The organism is Hahella sp. CCB-MM4, assembly GCF_002260525.1.
Taxonomy (GTDB): domain Bacteria; phylum Pseudomonadota; class Gammaproteobacteria; order Pseudomonadales; family Oleiphilaceae; genus Hahella.
Map to the genome: position 1 here is coordinate 181,157 of NZ_MRYI01000013.1, position 19,074 is coordinate 200,230.

Sequence of the window (19,074 nt, forward strand, 5' to 3'; positions counted from 1 at the left end):
CTTCGCTCGCGAACGAAGTATGCAACTTTTACCCGATGTATACTGTTCTGGTCTTTCCTACTGAACGGATACTCACAGCATCTATGAACACCAACGAAATAGCCCGTATAGCCGCTTTGGTTGGAGAACCCGCCCGTACGGCAATGCTGCTGGCGTTGATGGATGGCAGAGCCTTTACTGCCCACGAATTGGCAGAAGCTGGAGGCATTACCCCCCAAACAGCCAGCCGTCACCTGTCGCAATTGGTTGATGCCGGCCTACTTAGTGTGGAAAAACAGGGCCGCCACCGGTACCACCGTCTGGCTTCAGAAAAAGTAGCTATTATGCTGGAAGGTATCATGCAGGTAGCGTCTATACAGAGAACTGCAGTAGCGCCGATTGCCACCGGCCCCAAAGACCAGACTATGCGCCGAGCCAGGATGTGTTATGACCATATTGCCGGACGCCTTGGGGTAGCGATCGCCGAACATCTGATTTCACGGGAAGCGATTATTCTGGACTCGGGAAGCGGCCAGATAACCGAACAGTTAAACCAGGCCCTCGCGCCTATCAAGTTACAATTGGACCTTCCTTCACCCAATAAAACCAAAGCCCTTTGTCGTCCCTGCCTGGACTGGAGCGAACGACGGTATCATGTGGCGGGGCACTTGGGACGGCAGATCTGTGATCACTTGATTGAGCACGGATACCTGAGAAGGAAACAGGGAGAGCGAGCGCTGACGATTACGACAAAAGGAGCCACCGAATTACGTCAGTGGCTCGGACAGGAGTGTTGGGAAAGAGCACAACTATAAATGATGAAAGTCTCAAAAAATTACCAGAGTCGCTCAAAATTGCCAAAGTTGCTCGCTGTTACCAAATCACTTGGATTTACCAAAATCACATACGAGCGAAGCCATTTCAGCATCACGTTGCTGACCGGTACGACTTAATCCGCTAATGACACTGGTTTTATTCTGTGCCGGCTGATTCTGGCTCACCTTCCACTTGCCGGTCAGGCTGGTGATTTCCAATTCAATACCCACAATGGCGGATAAAAGCTTATCGGTATATTCAACCGGCGCATCTGAAACTGCCCAGGGTTCATCAAATTCGGCTTCATTATGGGAGGTAAAAGCTTCCAACTGGGAACGTACCCAGGCCGCATCATCAATTATTCGAAAAATGCCATGAGCATGTACCACGGCATAGTTCCAGGTCGGCACGACTTTCCCGGTCTCCTTTTTGGTCGCATACCAGGAAGGAGAAATGTATGCTTCCGGTCCCTGAAATATCACCAATGAAGGCATGCCACTTTCCAGATCTTTTAAAATCGGGTTGGCCCGGGCAACATGCCCCTGCAATACCCCAAACTGTCCGCGCGAATCCACCAGATGAAGAGGTATATGGTTGGCATTCAGTTCCTCACCAGATTGGGTAATGATGGTGGCTAATGAATGCGAACGAATTAACTCATGAAGGACTTCTATTCTTTGCTCTTCGAAATGTTTGGGGATGTACATGTAGTTTCCTTTTACCAGATTTGCTGATCGCTATCATTAATCTGCTTCCCATAAGCCGGGCGTCCAATATATTTTTTCCGCATGAGAGAAGCTGGATTAGACCGAATTACCTAATTGGAAATCAGTGAGTTAACAATCATAGTATATGTTTTTTTGTGCACGAATATCATGAAAAACCTTAAGACTCTCCTGCTGCCCCTTTTACTATCCATCTCTCTGGTTGCCTGTGGCAGTGATCGGCTTAAATGGAATTACGATGGCACAGTCTCGAGCGAAGAAAGAGTAATCAAAACTTCATTACAAAACGCCTACACCGCTCAGGAAACACCAAGTGGACTCTTTCTCGGCGGCTTTAAAATAGATGATCAGGGAATCAACTATCCCTATATTGCCTATGTGTCGAGAGATTTGAGTCAACAGCAAGAATGGCCGATGGATGATATGGTGTCGCAGATATTTGTATTCGACGACCAAGTGTATGTTGTACTTTCAGAAGGAGAGGCGCTAAGCCTTCAAGGCGCAGAGTGGAATTCTTCGGATCTGAAATTCAAGCCAGACTCAATTGTCGTTTGGTCAGACAAAGATATCATCGCTTGCACCCCATCTCCCCTCCCAAAAGCATCCACCGGACAAGGGAGCTGTTATTCACTATTTAATCGCTGGAAAGTATCTGCAAACTGGCAGACTCAGAAGCCGATTGTATGTGAGGGATATCTTTTAGTCCCAGATCGACATGGCTCAGAGATGGTTTTACGCCAAATAGATATAACTAATGGTGACGTTGTAAAAAATAAAACGCTCAAAAAAGAAGTATCTGATTGGTGCTCAGTAGACTTCTAGCAGTAAACGGACTACAAAGTCCGCTTACTGCATCCCTAATAAGAAGCTGCCCCAACCTTACCACATCAAATCATCCGGAATCGGATAATCCGCATATGGATCATCTTCAGCAGCCTGTTCATCGGTGGCTTTTTCGGGCATTTTCACCATGGCCTCAGGGTCTCTCTGGATGATTTTATCGGCAATGACCCTGGGAATCAGTTCATAGCTTTCATTCAGAGCGGCAATCCCCACCTGACCGCGCACTAACTGGTCGTATACCGCCTGAGTGACATAGATCTTCTTGATCTTGTTGTCGTCGACAAACTGGTATGGAACGTCCCCTTCTTCCCGCTTGATCCGATGCTGTGTGATGATTTGTTTGACCTGGGCTTTCAAGGCTTTTTGTTCAGCCTCTTTTTGGCGTTCCAGATTCATCTGGCGATCTTTCTCAGATTTTTCCTTTAGCGCCTGACGTGCACGTTCTGCGGTCTCATTCACAACAGCCTGCCCTTTGGGCTGCTGCTTAGATTGCTTACGCTTTTCCTGCTTGACCTGCTTAGCCTTTTTCTTATCTACCAATCCTGCTTTCAGCAATTGATCCTGAAGAGAAGCCACTGTGATCTCCTGACTTGAGTTACCAATGTTAATTGCCGCTCAAAATACCAATTCTGCGTCATCATTGCCATGGCTTCCGGGAAACCTTGATATTTTGTCAGCTTTAAGCTTTATTTTTAGTGTAGGCCGGGGATCTGTAGTGATTCCCAGAAAGTGGACTACGAGTGATAGGCCTGCTGTTGACCTGTCTCACCCTTTCACAAAAGGAAGGAGAAGCGTGATGACCGACAGTACCCCTCCTCCAGATCCGGCCAAGGAGATAGCTCGCCTGACCGAAGAACTTCGCCAGCTGCGCGAAGATGTGGATTCCTCCTACTATCGAATTCCCAAACAGGAATTTGAAAGCATCACGGTTCGTAACATCACCCATGATGTGACCGAACATATGAACTCCAAGCTTGCCACTATACGTAACTGGCTTGGCGGCGGCCTGCTGGTATTTTCTTTTCTGGGCATTACCCAGATCGGGAAAATACTGGAGTTGGAAACCCAGAAACTGGCTTCAAACCTGAATACAGAACTGGATAACCGCATGGATTCAGAGCTTGCCACGATTAATTTGGAAATAGCCAATCAAACCCGGCAAAGTGAACTCAACCAGGCTGAGTCCAAGGTTTACCTGAGGCAGGAACTAGCCAGAATAGAAGACCAGATCAATAGCAAAGCCGTCCTGGTGGAACGCAAACAGGAAGATCTTGAAAGCAAGATGACCAATCTGTTTGCTGACGTGGAGTTGGCTCAATCTTCCATTTACCGGGCAGAATTAGCCTCTATCAGAGATGGTCTGGCAAAAGGATATATGGATTTTAAGCCTGCCCGCAGGCAGGCTCTATCCAGGCTGACCCCGCTATTGGCCCGTGTTACCAAGCTCCAGGACAGCACTCTCGCCAACGAGTATCTGGATGAACTATTCAGATGGACTTTTCAGCTGGGTGAATATGAAAAACTGGACCAGTATCGGGTGGAATATGAAGAGAACTTTGAGTTCAACCCGACGACCTGGGCCAATATCGCAATTGCAGACATGTTTCTCTATGAAGAAAGCGGTTCTCCGATATATCTGCAAAGAGCCCTGGATGCCAATGACAAGGCCTTACAGAGACTACCCAGTTATGGCGTGCCTCTCGCTGTTCGCTTGATTCTTCACGCCATCGAAATTGACCGGGCTGCCGATGAAGCGACCAAAACCCAACAGGTCAGCGATGCAGATACGTTGCTCCACCAATTGAACTCGGGATCAAACCTCATCACCGTGTATGAAGCCTATGACTATCTGAAGCAGCTGGAATCTGATCATGTGGCCAGCCGATATATCAACAAGCTGCATGATTACTTCAGCGCAAGCCTCGACACCATGGAACAGGGGTACACCGACTATCTGATCTCCAGGGGTGAACTGCCTGCTGCCGGTGAAGATGGTTACTAAGAGAGGATTGAAAGGAAAAATAGAACCTTGAGAGAGCGCTAACCCGTTCTCTCAAGGCCGAGGCGACTATTTTTTTAGCACTATAGATAGCACTATTTATATGTGCCGCATGTCACGAGTCATCACTGCCAATACTTGGGGTTGCCACGATATTGTTTGCAATGGCTTCGTGATTATTGGCTATGAGTTGGTGATTACTAACTATAGGTTGATAATCACTAGCAATGACTTGATTTAATGGTAATGGCGTCGCTTAATTTTTTCCGACTCTAGTGCCATCCAACGCCAGGGGATCGATTCTGTATCCTGTCACTCGTCCCAATTGCATTTCCGGAACCCATAAAATTCCTGACTCAGAATTCCATCCCAGATCTGCACTACCAGGGTTCAACTGGAGTACTTTATCAGTTTCACCGTTTACGCCAACGGAAACCACTTCTCCACTGAGCCAGTTGCTGACCAGCCATTGGCCACCCACATCGACAACACCATCCCAATTACCGCGAGGAGTGTTAGTCAAAGTACCAAGCTTTCCATTCTTCAAAGAGACCTGAAGAATATGACCCGGGCTCTTGGTGGAAAAGTCTTCCTGGATATCCGATCCCCAGGTAACGACCGTGAGTTGATCACCAGAGATGCTCAATCCGTTAGGAGTATCAAGTTGGCTGCTCTGAATCCAGGGGGTCAGCTCTCCATCTGTCAATTGATACAGGGTATTGCCAAAGAAATCTGACACATAAACCTGCCCTTCAGGACTGATAGCAATTCCATTCAACATTTTGGCATCGGCCACGGGGTATCGTGCAATGACCTTCCCTTTTTCAACATCAATGACGACCAACTCTTTGAGATCTGCCACATAAAGTCGCTTACCATCCAGCGCCAGTCCTTTCGGTGCATGAAGGCCCTCCACCCATTTAACTTCAAGCCCCGAGCCATCGGGTCTTACCCGGCTGATATAGCCGATGCCGTCTTCTTCCAGTGGGTGGCCGGCAATATTGCTGACATACAGATAGTTCCGGCTAACATCTGCCTCAACGGACTCAGGTTGGGCAAATCCTTCAATGGTAGCCACCAGATTTTCCGGTTTGGATATTGGTTTAGCAGCATCGGCCTGGGCATAACCGGCCCAACTGATGGCAGCTCCTAAAACACTGATGACGAATTTTTTATGCAAACGCATAGCTCCTTCTCCTGTGGATGGATGCTTGAAATTAGAAAAAGACTGGTTGAAGCGCGCTTACCTTAACAAAGCTAAATAAAGTAAACTTTATTCACAACATCATTCAAAAAAGGTTCACTATATGACCCCTAACACCGCTCTCAAGGTTACTGAGATGCACCGCGCAGAAAACTGGGAGCTTATGCGAGCACTGCGGCGCGCGCTGAAAGCACGGGGAATGACCTATCGTCAGTTGGGAGATGAGTTGGGTATTTCAGAAGCGACGGTAAAACGCATGTTTCGGGAGCAAGACTGCTCATTGAGCCGATTGACCCAGATATGCAGTCTTCTGAATATCAGTGTTTATGACTTGATGAGTGTCGCCCAGCAGCAGGAAGAAACCGCTACTCAGCTGACACCGGAGCAGGAAGAATACCTGGCCAGCCACCCTGGTCACTTCGCATTCCTGCTATGTCTTATTCAGAGACAGTTCCCGGACCAGATCCAGTCCCGTCACCAGTTATCAGATCGTTGTATTTTCTATTACCTAAGGGATCTCGATCGTCAGGGATTTCTTGAACTGGCCGAGCATAATCGCTACCGCCTGAAAGTCGGTCCCCAGGTGAAATGGTCTCTGCAAGGCCCTCTTCAACAGAGACTGAAGGAAGTAAACCAGATCTTCGTCAAGCATGTCATGGACCATAACCAGGAGCCGGGTTATGCCTTCGAGAGCAACTTTCGATTCATGAGCCAATCCACCCTGGATGCATTCTGCGAAGATCTACGGCAATTATCCCGAAAATACCGACGGCATTCTGCTCAGGAAGACGCTTTATTACCTGAAAATACTCTCAGAGGCGTTAAATGGACCTTATGCATTGCTCCGTTTGCCCCGTCCGGTGTCCTGGATATCCCCGAAATCAGCGCCTGATCCTCGATAGAAAAATCACCTTTTGGCCGCAATGGAAAAAGGTGATGTATTCACATCATCAGCCGTAAACACGCCCACGAATTATTACGTAAAATCACGTATATACAGAATATTCACCTAAAATATGAAACAGAAAAGGATATTTTTCTGAGAAACTCAAATATTTCAGAGAGTTTCTGTTTTCATTCACAGGTAGTATTAGGCCCCCTAAAAACAATATCAATCCATCCCGCTGCGATCCCTGTGTCTGCAGCCCTTAATCCAGGAGGTATAGCCGTGCAATCAGCGGTTGATTTTCTCAATGGTATTATCTGGAGTCCGGCTCTGATCTATCTGTGTCTGGGCGCAGGTCTCTTCTACTCCATCGTGACTCGCTTCGTTCAAGTACGCCATTTCTTCGAAATGTGGCGCCTGTTATTGAACGGTAAAGAATCTTCCAAAGGTATTACATCCTTTCAGGCACTGGCGGTTTCTCTGTCCGGCCGTGTTGGTACCGGTAATATTGCCGGTGTAGCAGCAGCCATTGGTTTTGGTGGCCCTGGTGCTGTGTTCTGGATGTGGGTAGTGGCCTTCCTTGGCGCAGCAACAGCCTACGCGGAATCCACTCTGGCTCAGGTCTACAAGGAAGAGCAGGACGGCGAATATCGTGGTGGCCCTGCTTACTACATTGAAAAAGCCCTTGGCCAGAAATGGTATGCCTGGCTTTTCGCCGTGGCGACGGTTATTGCCTGTGGTCTGCTGCTTCCAGGCGTACAGTCCAACAGTATTGGTAACGCTGTAGAAGCTGCATTTGGTAGCGGCGCGATCATCAGCACTGGTATGGGCGACTTGAGCTTTGCCAAAATCATCACCGGCGCAGTCGTAGTGATGATCCTTGGCTTCATCATTTTCGGCGGCGTTAAGCGTATCGCTCACTTTGCACAGTTTGTCGTTCCGTTCATGGCGTTGGGCTATATCATCATTGCCTGCGTTATCGTGGCTCTGAACCTGGAGAAAGTGCCTGAAGTTTTCGGCATGATTCTGGGTGATGCCTTTACTCCTATGGCAGGTGTTGGTGCAGCGATTGGCTGGGGCGTTAAGCGTGGCGTTTATTCCAACGAAGCCGGCCAGGGTACCGGACCTCATGCAGCTGCAGCTGCCGAAGTTGACCACCCATGTCAGCAAGGTCTGGTTCAGGCATTCTCCGTATACATCGACACTCTGTTCGTATGTTCCGCAACGGCGTTCATGATCCTGATCACCGGCGCGTACAACGTTCACGGCGGAGACGGCTTCCTGGTCCAAAACCTGGCGGCAGACGTGGCGGCGAACAGCCCACTCTTCACCCAGACAGCGGTTGAATCAGTATTGCCTGGCTTTGGTCAGCCATTCGTGGCATTTGCTCTGTTCTTCTTCTCTTTCACAACGATCTTGGCTTATTACTATATCGCCGAGACCAATGTGGCTTACATCAAGCGTACGCTGCACATTCCTGGCCTGACCTTCATGCTGAAGATCGCCATTATGGCGTCTACATTCTACGGCGCGGTCAAAACTGCTGACCTGGCCTGGGGCTTGGGTGACGTGGGCGTAGGTTTGATGGCTTGGTTGAACATTGTCGGCATCGTGATTATCTTCGCGCTCAGCCGTCCAGCCATGAAAGTCCTGAAAGACTACGAAGACCAGCAAAAAGCCGGCGTTAAGCAATACACCTTTGATCCTGAAAAACTGGGTATCAAGAACGCTGACTACTGGGTAAAACGTAAGGCTCAACGTAATACTGAAACTGAGAGCTCTGCGGATACTGCAACAGGTGAACCTGTTTATCAGTCATAAGCATCCCATCAGCTTGTGACAAGGGCTGCCGGCAAAACCGGCAGCCCTTTTTTATTTGTATCTGTTTCTTATATGCACAGGAGCTTCCCTGTTGTCAAAGAGAGAGATGTTCAATCAGATAGCGATATACCGTAGCAACACGTAACAGGTGTCGCGACTCCGGATGGCTCAACAACCACAGTTCAGTCTGGCTTTCATCAATGGGGTCACCCAACTGCACCAAGCCATCATGTTGCTGCGCCAGAAACAGCGGCATCACCCCCACGCCCAACCCTTGTTTTACACATTCCAATACTGAAAGAATACTGTCGACCAGATAAGTGGGCATGACACGAGGATAATGCTTTCTGCGCCATTGTACGGAAGGATGGTTCGGTAAGGCTTCGTCCGGAGCAATCCAGGCCACTCCATCATCCATCACTTGCTGCAATGATTCCGCCTTAAGAGAGGGACTCTTATACAAAGCCATTCGAATCGGCCCCAAGTGTCTTCCGATTAAATGCTCAGGCGGCTTCCTGGTGGCTCTGACAGCAATATCAGCCTCCCTTTTCGTAAGACTGGCCAATTGGTTGCTGGTATCAAATTCAAAAGTCAGCAGCGGGTGCTCCCGACTTATTTTGGCCAGAACAGGGATGACCAGCCCTTGCATAAGAATATCCGTGGTCGTGATCCGCACATTACCAGACACCTGGCTATGTGATTCCTGCACCATGGAATTGGCCTGCTCCAAAGCGAGCTCGATGCTTTCGGCCTTATCAATAAGAGTCAGCATGACATCAGACGGAAGGTAACCGGCGCGAGTGCGTTCGAACAGCGACACACCCAGTCCTTTTTCCACCCTTTGCAAAGCCCGAAACACAGTGGAACCGTCTACTCCCATTCGCTCACCTGCAGCGGCCAATGTGCCCCCGCGCGACAATGCCAGCAATATTTCCAGATCACTAGCACTCAATCTGTATTGCGAATTTGCAATCATATATTTCCAGCCTGCCTATTCATTTTGCATATACGCAATATTAGAGTGACACAAAACAAAGCACAAATGAGGCTCAGAATGAACAGTAAGATTACACTAGTCAGCCATCACCTTTGCCCTTATGTACAAAGGGCCGCAATTCTCTTGGCAGAAAAAGGGATTGAGTTTGAACGGAAGAATGTAGACCTGTCCAACAAACCAGACTGGTTCCTGGACATATCCCCGCTGGGGAAAACTCCGGTCCTGTTAGTAGATTCAACACCGATATTCGAGTCGGCTGTGATCTGTGAGTATCTGGACGAAGTCTATTCCCCCGCCTTACACCCCAAATCGGCCCTGGAAAAAGCACGGCATCGTGCCTGGATTGAATTCGGTTCCAGTATCCTGAATGAAATTGCCGGATTTTATAACGCACCTGATTCGGCAACCTTATCCATCAAGGCAGCCAATATAAGAAACAAATTTATTCAGTTAGAAAAGGAAGTGAAAGGCCCCTATTTTGAAGGGCAGGACTTTTCCATTGTGGATGCTGTATTCGGTCCCGTATTCAGATACTTCGATGCCTTCGAATCCATCGCTGATTTTAATTTCTTTTCAAATGTCCCCAACATTACAGCCTGGCGTCAGCAGCTGGCAAAGCGCTCCTCCGTTCAACAGGCTGTGCAGAATGACTATCCAGACAGGCTTGACCAGTTTCTACTCAATAGAAACTCTGAGTTGTCCCGTATGATGGAAACTTCTTCGGAAGAAGCACTTGCGACCGCCTAGGCCAACTTGCTTTCAATTTCTAATCTACATACTTTCAATTTCTGACCCAGGTACTTTCAACTTCTGACCAACTTACTTTCAATTCGTGATCAACTTAGTACCAATTGAAAAAGCGAAAGCCGGTGGTCACCGGCTTTCGCTATATGCCTGTACTCAGGACGAGAAAATTTAGTGCGAGTATGACAGGGACTAGAATGCTGCCAGCCCATTTATGGTTTCAACCAAACCCTGCACCGAGGTGATAGGTTTTAATTGTCCCCGATGATTCACATAAAATGCGCTGATAGAACCTCCTGCAGCACTTAACGCATACACAAACCGGCCATTCCCACTCTGCGCCATGTCGATAGGCCGACTACCCGCCAGCGTATTGGCTGCAACGCCATCTTCCTGTTTCAGGCTGATTTTTCCATTACGCCTAATATCGTAGGCAGACAAGGTGGAAGAGCCGGTATTCGTGGTAAATGCTACCCGACCATTTTTGGACACCAGTAACCAGCATGCTGCCGTTTGGGTGGATGCTACCGCTCCGCTGATGACCTCCAGACTACCCTGCCGGTTAATTCTGTACGATGATACAGAGCTGGCTTCGGGGGCTCCTCCAGCCGCTTCAGACACCAACAAATGTCCCCGTCGATCGAAACCAAAACCAAAGGGTGTAACCCCCTCCGATGCATTCAGCACGGCATTACCCGGCAAGCCTTCATCGTCCAACAGGAACACTGAAATCAGGTTGGTCGCTTTCTCGGTAACGACCAGAGCATCGCCCCAGGGAGTAAACGAAATCTGTGCCGGTGCGGTCCCTACCCCGCTCAGTGAACGGGTTGAATCTGCTAAGGGAGAAAGATCACCTTTCTCATTCAACGTAAATCCACTGATAGAATCACTGCCGGCATTCAGGACATATAAAAGATCCCCGTCCACCGCCAAACTTACTGGCCTGTCTCCACCGGATGGTTCCACATCAACGAGCTTCAGCCCATGCCGGGATACGCTGAATACTGAAATATCATCGGATCCGGCATTCACCGTAAACAACCATTGTCGATTATGGGACAGCACAACGGCTCCCTGGTTCCCCAATCCCGATCCTGTCCCCAGTCCTCCGGTTGGATAGCTCCCCAGAAGCTTCAGTCGACCAAAAGCATTTCGGCCGAACATGAATATCTGATTTCCTTCGGCAGAATTACTGGAGGTGAATACAGCCCCGCTGATTCCAAAATATGTTGCGCCGGCCGTCATTGAAAATGCACATACCGGCATAAGCAACAGAGAAAAGAGTAGTTGTCTGATGATGGTCATCTGAGAATCCCTATTCTGGTTAGTTTTAGCCAGTTCCCGATGGCACCAGGCCATGGACTCTGACAAGCGGTTCGGTTCTCACCGCATGGCTACCAGTGTTCCTGGATATCGAACAGAGATCCTCACGATTACAATACAAATTTCTAACAAATCTATCACGGCACTTTAAAAGCACCACAAAAATAGCCCCGCGATCACTACAATTTTGCGGGGCAAAAGGGGTTTAAAAGGGTGGTATCGGATGGCTATTGGCTATTGGCTATTGGCTATTGGCTATTGGCAGAACTTTGTATGGACCCCATACGTCTAATCCAGGGCTGATTGTTTTGTATTCCGCCTGGCAACGACTCCAGTATATTCTGGGCTTCATCATATGAAGCGAAGTCACCATAGAAAAGATTATACCAATCGCGCCCCCGATAAGTGCTGACGTTATACGCTAAAGTATACTGGGTAAGTGAGTCGGAAAAGCGGTTGGCATAAGCAATCAAAGCCGCCTGACGATAAACCCCGACGACCTGAATACTGTAATGCCCGGCATCCCGGGTTGATAACCATTGCTGATCCTGAATTTCCAACACTGATTCCGCCGGTACATCCTTCGGACCATATACGCTGAGCTCCAAAGCGGCCAGCCTATCGGCAATTGACTCAAGGGAGCCGGAAACCTCTTCAAGAACACGGCCGGTATCTGCGTCATTTCTTTGCATCGTATCAGTCAGCGCTGCCACCTCTTTATCCAGATTGCTCAAGGAATTCGTAGCGGCCATATATTGCTGCTTAAGAGCATCGCTCTGCTTATTGAGTGCACGACTCAGGTTCTGATCCATCTCCGTTTTAAAGTCTGCCAGCTGAAACTGAAGTCCTGCATTTTCGGGAGTATGGCGGATGGCCAAATAGGCCGCCATTCCAGCCAGCCCGATCATAACGGCAGCGATAATAATTGCCCCTGTCCGAAATCGAATGCGTGTTTGCCTTCGAAAGGCATTACTGCTGACATCCATTTCAAACAGCTGATCTCCGAGGATATCCGCCTTGCCATCCAGATTCTCAATTTTCAGATAGACGTCGGACTCCAGGTTTCCCATCTTTTCCCAGGCAGAGAGTTCCAAATCCCGAATTTTGGATTCCAACAGCTGATGAGATTGATTCAGGTGCCTGCTAACCTCATCAATCCGATCCTGATGAATGCCAATTTGAACGCCGGCTGCCTCCAGCTTTGAATGAATCGTCTCAGTGGAAGTCTTCAAACGCTCATCTAAAGCGGCAGTCTGCCTTTTGTAGTCTGATGAAGACTGATCCAGCCGGGAAAATGCCTGCTCGATGTCCTCAGCCATCGACAATGAGCGCGAATACAGCTCATCCAACGACGCTTGAAGGGCTCCCTGTGACTGACTCAGAGCTGTCATCAAATGGGATATATGTTTTTCCAGTTCATCAATCTTGGCATTGATATCACGGACTAAAAGAGCTCCCGCATCCTGCCGGGCAACAACTACCGGAGACGGATCTTCCTCCGGGCTTTCTGACTGGGAGCCGTTGACCTGGCGACTGCTGCTGCGCTTTTTCGAATCCGAGGAATGTGAGCCACTCTGGTGCAGACTGGCGGAATCCGGTTCCTCGGATGTTTCAAGTTGGTTCCCGTTTTCTGATTTCTGTGATGCTGCTGATAAGATCGCTTCTTTAGACATAGCTTGCTCCAACCTTGGAATATTGAAACTTTTCTCAATGAAATCCTGGCTTTACTTCCTGACTTCAGGTCCAGACATGCAAAGCCAAAAGAGCGCGAACGATAAAGCATCTGGCCAGATGCCTATATTTCATACAGCAAATATGACGCCATACGACGACAAAGTTCAGCCTAGTGAGAGGTTGTTAAGATATGACGAAGTATTGATGACAATTTGGAGGACTAATTTGTCGTTGATATCCAGCCAAGTCATGGCTGGCCGAAATTGATAAGCGAGCAGGAGGACCAGACTCCAGGAAACAACACCCAGGTTACGGGGAAGTGGAAACAGTGTATGCAGAAGCTTCCAGTATTAATACGCCAAAAGATCGGCTAATAGACAGAACTCTCCCGAACATTCTGCCGGTATGATTCAGGCGAACAGGAAAACCATCGTTTAAATGCCCGGCTGAAGTTTCCTGCATCATTAAAACCAAGGCGAAAGGCAATCTGGGAAATACTCATGGATGTGGATTTGAGATAGCGTTCCGCATCTTCCTGACGAAGTTCGTCCACCAGATCACGAAAACAAACGCCCTCATGGCTCAATCGCCTCTGCAGTGACCGCTCGCTGATGTGCAACATCTGGGCGATACTTTGCAGCGAAATATCATCACTGACCAGGGCCTGCCGCAACAACATACGCACCTGTTGAGTCAACTGCCGGTTAAACAATCTGCCGAAATAGGTCTCACACAAGCGTTCGTTTTCGTTAGCCAACACGGCATCAGCCGTAGGCAGCTTTCTGTGGAAGAACGAACGTTCAAATCTCAGGCAATATCGATTGTCTCCCCAGTGTACGGGATGCCGGAAAAAGCGATCGAAATGCTGGTACCCCTCAGATCTTTGACGCCCCAGCATGACATTGGTCAGTGCCGGCTCAGTTGGCGACAAGAAACGGCAGACCCTGATTAATGTGCACATCGACGCTTCCAGTATTCCATCATGAAGGTTTATAGACGGATCCCGAATGATTCCAAGCTCAACCGTATCCCTGTCGTCGTGCAGGTAGAAACGGGCCGCATTGGAAATACCGCCCTGATAACGGATGATGCGGGAGAATCCTTCCCACAACGACTGGCTGGCGATGACGGTATATCCAAGCGCATGAAAAGTCGTTAAATGAATGTTCTTACCGGCTTCAATGCCCAGGCAGGGAGATCCACTCAGTATCACGGCTGTATCAAATAATCGATTTACTTTTTCAACCGGTACCGGCATCAGAGAGGACTCGAGGTCAGACTCACACAGGTTTGCAGATCTTAGAAGCAATCTGCAATCCAACCCCTGGCCAATAAACGCCTCCAGGCACATGTTCACCCAACTGGAAATAATAAACGGCTCTCTTAACTGCCTTGTCATATCAGCTCTGTCTCTTTAACTCATTCAATTATTCAACAAACCCGAATAGCAGGTCTCACCCCGAACTACCCTCTGGAATATACCAGATATAAAAGTGGCGAAAACTCGACCAAATAACCTAACGAAATAGGCTTAACCCCCCGTATAACCCCCCCAATATGGCACCGGAAGACAGGAAAATAGCGCCCAATGACATGCTCGCAGGAAATCCAATGGATAGGATGCTCAGCTCCAAGAAAAGTAGAACTAGAAAACTAAAGGAAACACTACTCGTGAAAATGAAAGTTCTTGTAGCCGTCATTGCCGCCATGACTGGAAGCTACACACTGTATCATCAGTTCGGTGATACACCGGCGGACCAGGTTGGAGTCGACTCTGCGGCCAATGCCATGCAGCAGGATTTCTCGGTTCCTTCAGTGCCTTCACTCGCAGGTGCCGCAGGATCCGCCGCCAAGACCTCCCCGACTTCCAAGGCGCCGACCACAGATGATGTGGAAGATTTTGTCGCCAGCCTGGAGAATCAGCCAACTCCCAACTACCAACCCCAGGACGCTCAGTTCACTCCTCCCGCATCAGGTGTAGAGCCGTTTGAAGGTGAACTGAGTTCCGGCTTTGGCCATCCGTTTCACCTGAAGCCTTCAGGAAATACCGCAATGACAGCCAGTGATGCCAATATGGCGAAACAGGTTGTGCTGAACGGCGGGAAAAGCAGACTCCAAATTGGAGAAAATGACGATCTTGAGCTGAAGTCCTCAAAATTCGACGAGAAAGGCAATATCTATTACAAGTTCACTCAGGAATACAATGGTGTGCCTGTACATGGCCGCGAGACGGTAGTCCAGACCGACAAGCAAGACAACGTCAATCTGGTAACCGGTGAATTTGAACCCGGCATCGAATTGAACGTGACCCCGGGATTGACCGGCAAGGTCGCCTACACCAAAGCCATCGATGGAATGCGTGATACCCTCAATGGCGAGCCTACATTCCGCGAAGAGCCCAGCCTGCAGATTTATGTGTCAGAAAACGATGGTCCGGTGCTGACCTGGCGTTCCGTCATGGAATACTCCACCACTACGGATGGGTACAGAGTTGACGAGGTCTTTGTTGATGCCAACAGCGGGAGAGTGGTTGATAAGCTCCCAAGGCTTTACACCTCTCTGTCCCGTAGTGTCCACACCATTGACCGCCAGTGCTTCGATCCTAACTGGGGAAGCAATGTCCTGCCCGGCCGTGAAATTTCCCCAAGCACTGACGACCACTCGCAAGCTGCCTATGAAAACTCCGGCTACACGTACTGGTTCTACGACAACATGTTCGGAAGAGACTCGTACGACGGCCGAGGGAAGAAAATGGTCAGCACAGTGCACGCGCTCTTCACTACTCCGAATGGTGGCTGTTCTGGTGACAACGCTTTTTTTAATGGCAACCAAATGGTGTATGGTGATGGCGGCAGCATGCTGCAAAATCCGGCGGGGGCGCTCGACATCGTCGCACATGAATTGACTCACGGCGTAACCTACTCCGAGAGTAATCTGACCTATCGAAATGAATCAGGAGCCATTAACGAAGCGCTTTCTGATATTTTCGGTGCCGGCGCAGAAACCTACGTCGACTCCGGCGGTACGGCCAACAATCCTCCTTCCGGCGGGCTGAAGCCGCAGCGCAGCAACTGGACCCTGGGTGAGGATGCTTCTGTCAACGGCGGAATGATGCGCGATATGACAGACCCCGTCGCAGACGGTCAAAGCCGGGACAGCTATGACTCCCGTTATACCGGCTCCCAGGATAACGGCGGTGTTCACTTGAACAGCGGTATCATGAACCTTGCCTTCTATCTGTTGTCTGAAGGCGGTACACATCCTCGCGGTAAAACCAGCAACCGGGTTACCGGTATTGGCATGGAAGAGGCGCTGAAAATTTACTATCACGCCAACACCAACCTGTTCACGGCTTCCACCAACTTTGAATCCGCGCGAAATCGTCTGGCACAATCTGCAGAAGCACTATTCGGCCAGTGTTCACAGGAATGGACTTCCGTGCATGAATCCTTTGATGCTGTCAAAGTCCAGGGAAGCTGGACCCCATGTGATGATGGAGGAGATGACGGCGGCGACGATGGTGGAGATGACGGTGGCGATGATGGCGGAGATGACGGTGGCGATACCGGCGGCCCAGTGTCGGTCTCCAGCGCCCAGGCATCCAGCTCCTACAGCTGGAGATATCAGCCTTCCAACCTGCATGATGGTTCTCTCTCAACCCCATGGGTTTCTTCAACCATCTACAACAGCTATCGGCAGGAATGGGTCATGCTGGATTTGGGAAGCTCACGCAACATTTCAGGCATGACCATCAACTGGGACGGCGGTAACTATGCCGGCGCCTATGATATCTGGGTACTTGAAAACGGTCAGTGGGTACCGGCAGAACAGGTTCGCCAGTACCGCTCCGGCGCTGCGGATATCCCATTGCAGGAAACCTCTCAATATATCCTGATTACTATGCGTTACGGCCAGTATGGCCGCTGGTACGCAATTGATGAGATCACCGTACGATAATTCGCTCTGATTTCACCAAACTATCCCGGGCAGCCTCGCTGTCCGGGCTTTCCCTCGATAGCCCGGCCACACAATCTACTTATCTTTCAAGCAGCTACATACATCCCGAACACATTAAGATATTTCGATGATGGTTCGCTCACTTCTTTAGCGCTTAGTCATTTGTCAGCAGTATGAAATTTAACCGTATCTATAAAGGAGTCGGGATATGCCTTTCAATCATACTACTGCCTCACAACAAATTGATGGTACCTCTTGTGGGTGTTGTACTTCAGCTTGGGGCCTTAAAGTTCTGCACGAACATGGCCTGACGGCAGTGAATTTAACGCTACCCAACGGGAACAACCTGGCCAACCAGGCTCAGCCCACTTACTGGAACTACAGCGACACCAGGATGGAGCGGGATTTATTCCCCATGCGTGACGGCGGTGGTGCTCCAGGATTAACCATGCCATCCAATATAGTCGACGTCCTGCTAAGAAACTCAAACGGGATTAAGCTAGTACTCGAAACTACCGCAGGTATCGAGACGGTCTTCAACAATGCAGGCTATGCCAACGAAGTGACCACTTTGAAGGCCAATATTGCCAATTACGCCAACGCCTCGCACGTCTTCATGGATTCCTATATCAGGCGACCTCTTTCAACTCATCTGTTTTCAATTGGATTGATGGGCCGAACCGATGGCACCCTGCACTGGCTATTCCAAGAAGCTTCCAACGGCTCCTGGTGTGACCCCGGCTTGGTCGGTAACCGGCATTGGTTTAAAGCACACACGGCATACACTTCGGCAGGCCCTGGAACTGTGGGGGCGGCGGTTGGAGTGAATATTTATGTTTATAGCTAGACGCTCAACCAGAGCACATGCTTATTAGGCATAGCAGTATCAAGAGTACTGGACTAGTGGTTAAAAGGAGGCTGAGTCAGCCTCCTGCGCCAACCACGCTTCTCTATCTTACGGACATCAGTATGCGGTATAAGAGACTTCAAATATGGCATTAAGTGGATAAGTTCAGCATCAGACTGATCACCCTCAAATGGGCTGATTCGCACTAAGTTTCCGTAGTTTCTTGAAAGTTTTTCAGGAGAGTCATCAACTACGATCACACTCTCAAGAGAAAATCCTTTCTTCTTAACCTTCTTCAGATCTTTAAGGAATAGGTATTGATAGTTTTCAGAATCGAACTTGGTAACACACCTTCCCCTCGCCCAAATAAACTCAAGGGAAAGTTTCTGACCAACCAACTGGCCTACAACAGAATCTGCATACGCCTCACTGGAAGCTGTCCACACCGCTACCTTCAAATACTCAGCACAGAAGTTTAGAAATCTATCCACCTCTGGACGTTTGTATACATAGTAGTGTCCAACTCGAAAGTCATAACGATATGAAAGTGGTTGCTCAGTAGCATGAATCAGGGTTTCATCCAGATCCAGAATGAGAAGTTTCTTGTTTACCTGATCCATATATCTCTATTAGTTTTTTCAACAAAAAGCACTTACTAAACAAAGAGTTAAACTCTAGCCCGATTTAAATCAAAGAAGTCGGGCTGTTGGTCGTTTATCAATTCTTCGAAGCTGGACCAACCTATTTCCCTGATAAATTTCTGCTCTTCAGGATATATTGGAATAAGCCAAACGAAAACAAGGATGGGATCAGCCTCAATAATTTCGAATGCTTCAGGCATGTGCCTGGCTCCCGTACATTAAAGAGCACTGAAATCATGGCCCTCAAAAACACCTCCTTGCGGTAGTGTTCAGAATTCTGTGTCATTTCTTTATCCTATGCAAAAAAGAGATGACTTATGACCAACCCCTCCTTCGACATGGAAGCCGCACTGCAAGCATTGCGTGAAGGCAAAGACTTAACCGGTAAAGACGGTATTCTCACTCCTCTGATCAAGCAGTTGACCGAAGCGGCCATGAAGGCTGAGCTTGATCAGCACCTTAGCTCTGACGATCAACCCAATCGCAAGAATGGCTCCAGCAAGAAAACGGTGAAAAGCCCTGCCGGGCCTTTTGAGCTGGAAACGCCTCGGGATCGTGCTGGCACCTTTGAGCCGCAGCTCGTCAAAAAACATCAAACCCAACTCACCGATGAACTGG

Annotated in this window: 18 protein-coding genes; 9 read left to right on the plus strand and 9 right to left on the minus strand. The window is 49.0% G+C overall.

Annotation, left to right across the window (positions count from 1 at the left end):
• Window positions 1-83 precede the first annotated feature (83 nt).
• Window positions 84-794: a helix-turn-helix transcriptional regulator gene (locus BTA51_RS20375; RefSeq protein WP_094710657.1), complete on the plus strand. Its 711-nt coding sequence runs from the start codon at window positions 84-86 to the stop codon at window positions 792-794.
• A gap of 66 nt (window positions 795-860) precedes the next feature.
• Here BTA51_RS20375 and BTA51_RS20380 read toward each other — a convergent pair whose 3' ends face one another.
• Window positions 861-1,502 carry an FMN-binding negative transcriptional regulator gene (locus tag BTA51_RS20380; protein WP_094710659.1) on the minus strand — a complete coding sequence of 214 codons (642 nt, stop codon included), beginning with the start codon at window positions 1,500-1,502 and terminating at the stop codon, window positions 861-863.
• 168 nt (window positions 1,503-1,670) lie between these two features.
• Here BTA51_RS20380 and BTA51_RS20385 point away from each other — a divergent pair, with 168 nt between their 5' ends.
• The gene (locus BTA51_RS20385; protein WP_141215643.1) at window positions 1,671-2,342 is read left to right on the plus strand and encodes a hypothetical protein; all 672 of its coding nucleotides are present in this window, start codon (window positions 1,671-1,673) and stop codon (window positions 2,340-2,342) included.
• Window positions 2,343-2,399: 57 nt separating this feature from the next.
• Here the strand turns inward: BTA51_RS20385 and BTA51_RS20390 are convergent, their stop codons facing one another.
• Window positions 2,400-2,939: a DUF2058 domain-containing protein gene (locus BTA51_RS20390; RefSeq protein ID WP_094710663.1), complete on the minus strand. Its 540-nt coding sequence runs from the start codon at window positions 2,937-2,939 to the stop codon at window positions 2,400-2,402.
• 220 nt (window positions 2,940-3,159) lie between these two features.
• On the opposite strand from BTA51_RS20390, the gene BTA51_RS20395 reads away from it, so the two are divergent.
• The gene (locus tag BTA51_RS20395) at window positions 3,160-4,365 is read left to right on the plus strand and encodes a hypothetical protein (protein WP_094710665.1); all 1,206 of its coding nucleotides are present in this window, start codon (window positions 3,160-3,162) and stop codon (window positions 4,363-4,365) included.
• A gap of 253 nt (window positions 4,366-4,618) precedes the next feature.
• Here BTA51_RS20395 and BTA51_RS20400 read toward each other — a convergent pair whose 3' ends face one another.
• The gene (locus tag BTA51_RS20400; protein ID WP_094710667.1) at window positions 4,619-5,548 is read right to left on the minus strand and encodes an SMP-30/gluconolactonase/LRE family protein; all 930 of its coding nucleotides are present in this window, start codon (window positions 5,546-5,548) and stop codon (window positions 4,619-4,621) included.
• 121 nt (window positions 5,549-5,669) lie between these two features.
• On the opposite strand from BTA51_RS20400, the gene BTA51_RS20405 reads away from it, so the two are divergent.
• Together BTA51_RS20405 and BTA51_RS20410 are read left to right on the plus strand one after the other, a co-directional pair.
• Window positions 5,670-6,458 carry a helix-turn-helix transcriptional regulator gene (locus BTA51_RS20405; protein WP_094710669.1) on the plus strand — a complete coding sequence of 263 codons (789 nt, stop codon included), beginning with the start codon at window positions 5,670-5,672 and terminating at the stop codon, window positions 6,456-6,458.
• A gap of 276 nt (window positions 6,459-6,734) precedes the next feature.
• Window positions 6,735-8,273: a sodium:alanine symporter family protein gene (locus BTA51_RS20410; protein ID WP_094710671.1), complete on the plus strand. Its 1,539-nt coding sequence runs from the start codon at window positions 6,735-6,737 to the stop codon at window positions 8,271-8,273.
• A 94-nt stretch (window positions 8,274-8,367) separates the two neighbouring features.
• On the opposite strand, the gene BTA51_RS20415 is transcribed toward BTA51_RS20410, so the two are convergent.
• The gene (locus tag BTA51_RS20415) at window positions 8,368-9,249 is read right to left on the minus strand and encodes a LysR family transcriptional regulator (protein ID WP_094710673.1); all 882 of its coding nucleotides are present in this window, start codon (window positions 9,247-9,249) and stop codon (window positions 8,368-8,370) included.
• Window positions 9,250-9,327: 78 nt separating this feature from the next.
• Here BTA51_RS20415 and BTA51_RS20420 point away from each other — a divergent pair, with 78 nt between their 5' ends.
• The gene (locus tag BTA51_RS20420) at window positions 9,328-10,017 is read left to right on the plus strand and encodes a glutathione S-transferase family protein (RefSeq protein ID WP_094710675.1); all 690 of its coding nucleotides are present in this window, start codon (window positions 9,328-9,330) and stop codon (window positions 10,015-10,017) included.
• A 189-nt stretch (window positions 10,018-10,206) separates the two neighbouring features.
• Here BTA51_RS20420 and BTA51_RS20425 read toward each other — a convergent pair whose 3' ends face one another.
• The 3 genes from BTA51_RS20425 to BTA51_RS20440 form a co-directional block, all read right to left on the minus strand.
• Window positions 10,207-11,319 (minus strand): beta-propeller fold lactonase family protein, encoded by a 1,113-nt coding sequence (locus BTA51_RS20425; RefSeq protein ID WP_168188237.1) that lies wholly within the window; start codon window positions 11,317-11,319, stop codon window positions 10,207-10,209.
• Between the two features lie 266 nt (window positions 11,320-11,585).
• A complete protein-coding gene (locus tag BTA51_RS20430; protein WP_094710679.1) occupies window positions 11,586-13,010 on the minus strand; it encodes an SPOR domain-containing protein in 1,425 nt (474 codons plus the stop codon).
• A gap of 371 nt (window positions 13,011-13,381) precedes the next feature.
• A complete protein-coding gene (locus BTA51_RS20440) occupies window positions 13,382-14,410 on the minus strand; it encodes an AraC family transcriptional regulator (RefSeq protein WP_094710683.1) in 1,029 nt (342 codons plus the stop codon).
• Window positions 14,411-14,688: 278 nt separating this feature from the next.
• Between BTA51_RS20440 and BTA51_RS20445 the strand changes: the two genes are divergently transcribed.
• Window positions 14,689-16,968, plus strand: a complete 2,280-nt coding sequence (locus BTA51_RS20445) for a M4 family metallopeptidase (protein WP_246841110.1) — start codon at window positions 14,689-14,691, stop codon at window positions 16,966-16,968.
• A gap of 208 nt (window positions 16,969-17,176) precedes the next feature.
• Entirely contained in the window at window positions 17,177-17,815 is a 639-nt protein-coding gene (locus BTA51_RS20450) for a hypothetical protein (RefSeq protein ID WP_094710687.1), read from the plus strand.
• 53 nt (window positions 17,816-17,868) lie between these two features.
• On the opposite strand, the gene BTA51_RS20455 is transcribed toward BTA51_RS20450, so the two are convergent.
• Window positions 17,869-18,435 carry an HAD family hydrolase gene (locus tag BTA51_RS20455; protein ID WP_094710689.1) on the minus strand — a complete coding sequence of 189 codons (567 nt, stop codon included), beginning with the start codon at window positions 18,433-18,435 and terminating at the stop codon, window positions 17,869-17,871.
• A 47-nt stretch (window positions 18,436-18,482) separates the two neighbouring features.
• Window positions 18,483-18,656: a suppressor of fused domain protein gene (locus tag BTA51_RS20460; RefSeq protein WP_094710691.1), complete on the minus strand. Its 174-nt coding sequence runs from the start codon at window positions 18,654-18,656 to the stop codon at window positions 18,483-18,485.
• A 117-nt stretch (window positions 18,657-18,773) separates the two neighbouring features.
• Here BTA51_RS20460 and BTA51_RS20465 point away from each other — a divergent pair.
• Window positions 18,774-19,074 (plus strand): transposase (locus tag BTA51_RS20465; protein WP_210404884.1); only part of this gene is annotated, 301 nt, incomplete at its 3' end.

Coding starts and splice junctions, on each gene's coding strand:
- BTA51_RS20375 (WP_094710657.1), top strand. CDS start 84: ATGAACACCAACGAAATAGCCCGTATAGCCGCTTTGGTTGGAGAACCC.
- BTA51_RS20380 (WP_094710659.1), bottom strand. CDS start 1,502: ATGTACATCCCCAAACATTTCGAAGAGCAAAGAATAGAAGTCCTTCAT.
- BTA51_RS20385 (WP_141215643.1), top strand. CDS start 1,671: ATGAAAAACCTTAAGACTCTCCTGCTGCCCCTTTTACTATCCATCTCT.
- BTA51_RS20395 (WP_094710665.1), top strand. CDS start 3,160: ATGACCGACAGTACCCCTCCTCCAGATCCGGCCAAGGAGATAGCTCGC.
- BTA51_RS20400 (WP_094710667.1), bottom strand. CDS start 5,548: ATGCGTTTGCATAAAAAATTCGTCATCAGTGTTTTAGGAGCTGCCATC.
- BTA51_RS20405 (WP_094710669.1), top strand. CDS start 5,670: ATGACCCCTAACACCGCTCTCAAGGTTACTGAGATGCACCGCGCAGAA.
- BTA51_RS20415 (WP_094710673.1), bottom strand. CDS start 9,249: ATGATTGCAAATTCGCAATACAGATTGAGTGCTAGTGATCTGGAAATA.
- BTA51_RS20420 (WP_094710675.1), top strand. CDS start 9,328: ATGAACAGTAAGATTACACTAGTCAGCCATCACCTTTGCCCTTATGTA.
- BTA51_RS20425 (WP_168188237.1), bottom strand. CDS start 11,319: ATGACCATCATCAGACAACTACTCTTTTCTCTGTTGCTTATGCCGGTA.
- BTA51_RS20430 (WP_094710679.1), bottom strand. CDS start 13,010: ATGTCTAAAGAAGCGATCTTATCAGCAGCATCACAGAAATCAGAAAAC.
- BTA51_RS20440 (WP_094710683.1), bottom strand. CDS start 14,410: ATGACAAGGCAGTTAAGAGAGCCGTTTATTATTTCCAGTTGGGTGAAC.
- BTA51_RS20445 (WP_246841110.1), top strand. CDS start 14,689: ATGAAAGTTCTTGTAGCCGTCATTGCCGCCATGACTGGAAGCTACACA.
- BTA51_RS20450 (WP_094710687.1), top strand. CDS start 17,177: ATGCCTTTCAATCATACTACTGCCTCACAACAAATTGATGGTACCTCT.
- BTA51_RS20455 (WP_094710689.1), bottom strand. CDS start 18,435: ATGGATCAGGTAAACAAGAAACTTCTCATTCTGGATCTGGATGAAACC.
- BTA51_RS20460 (WP_094710691.1), bottom strand. CDS start 18,656: ATGCCTGAAGCATTCGAAATTATTGAGGCTGATCCCATCCTTGTTTTC.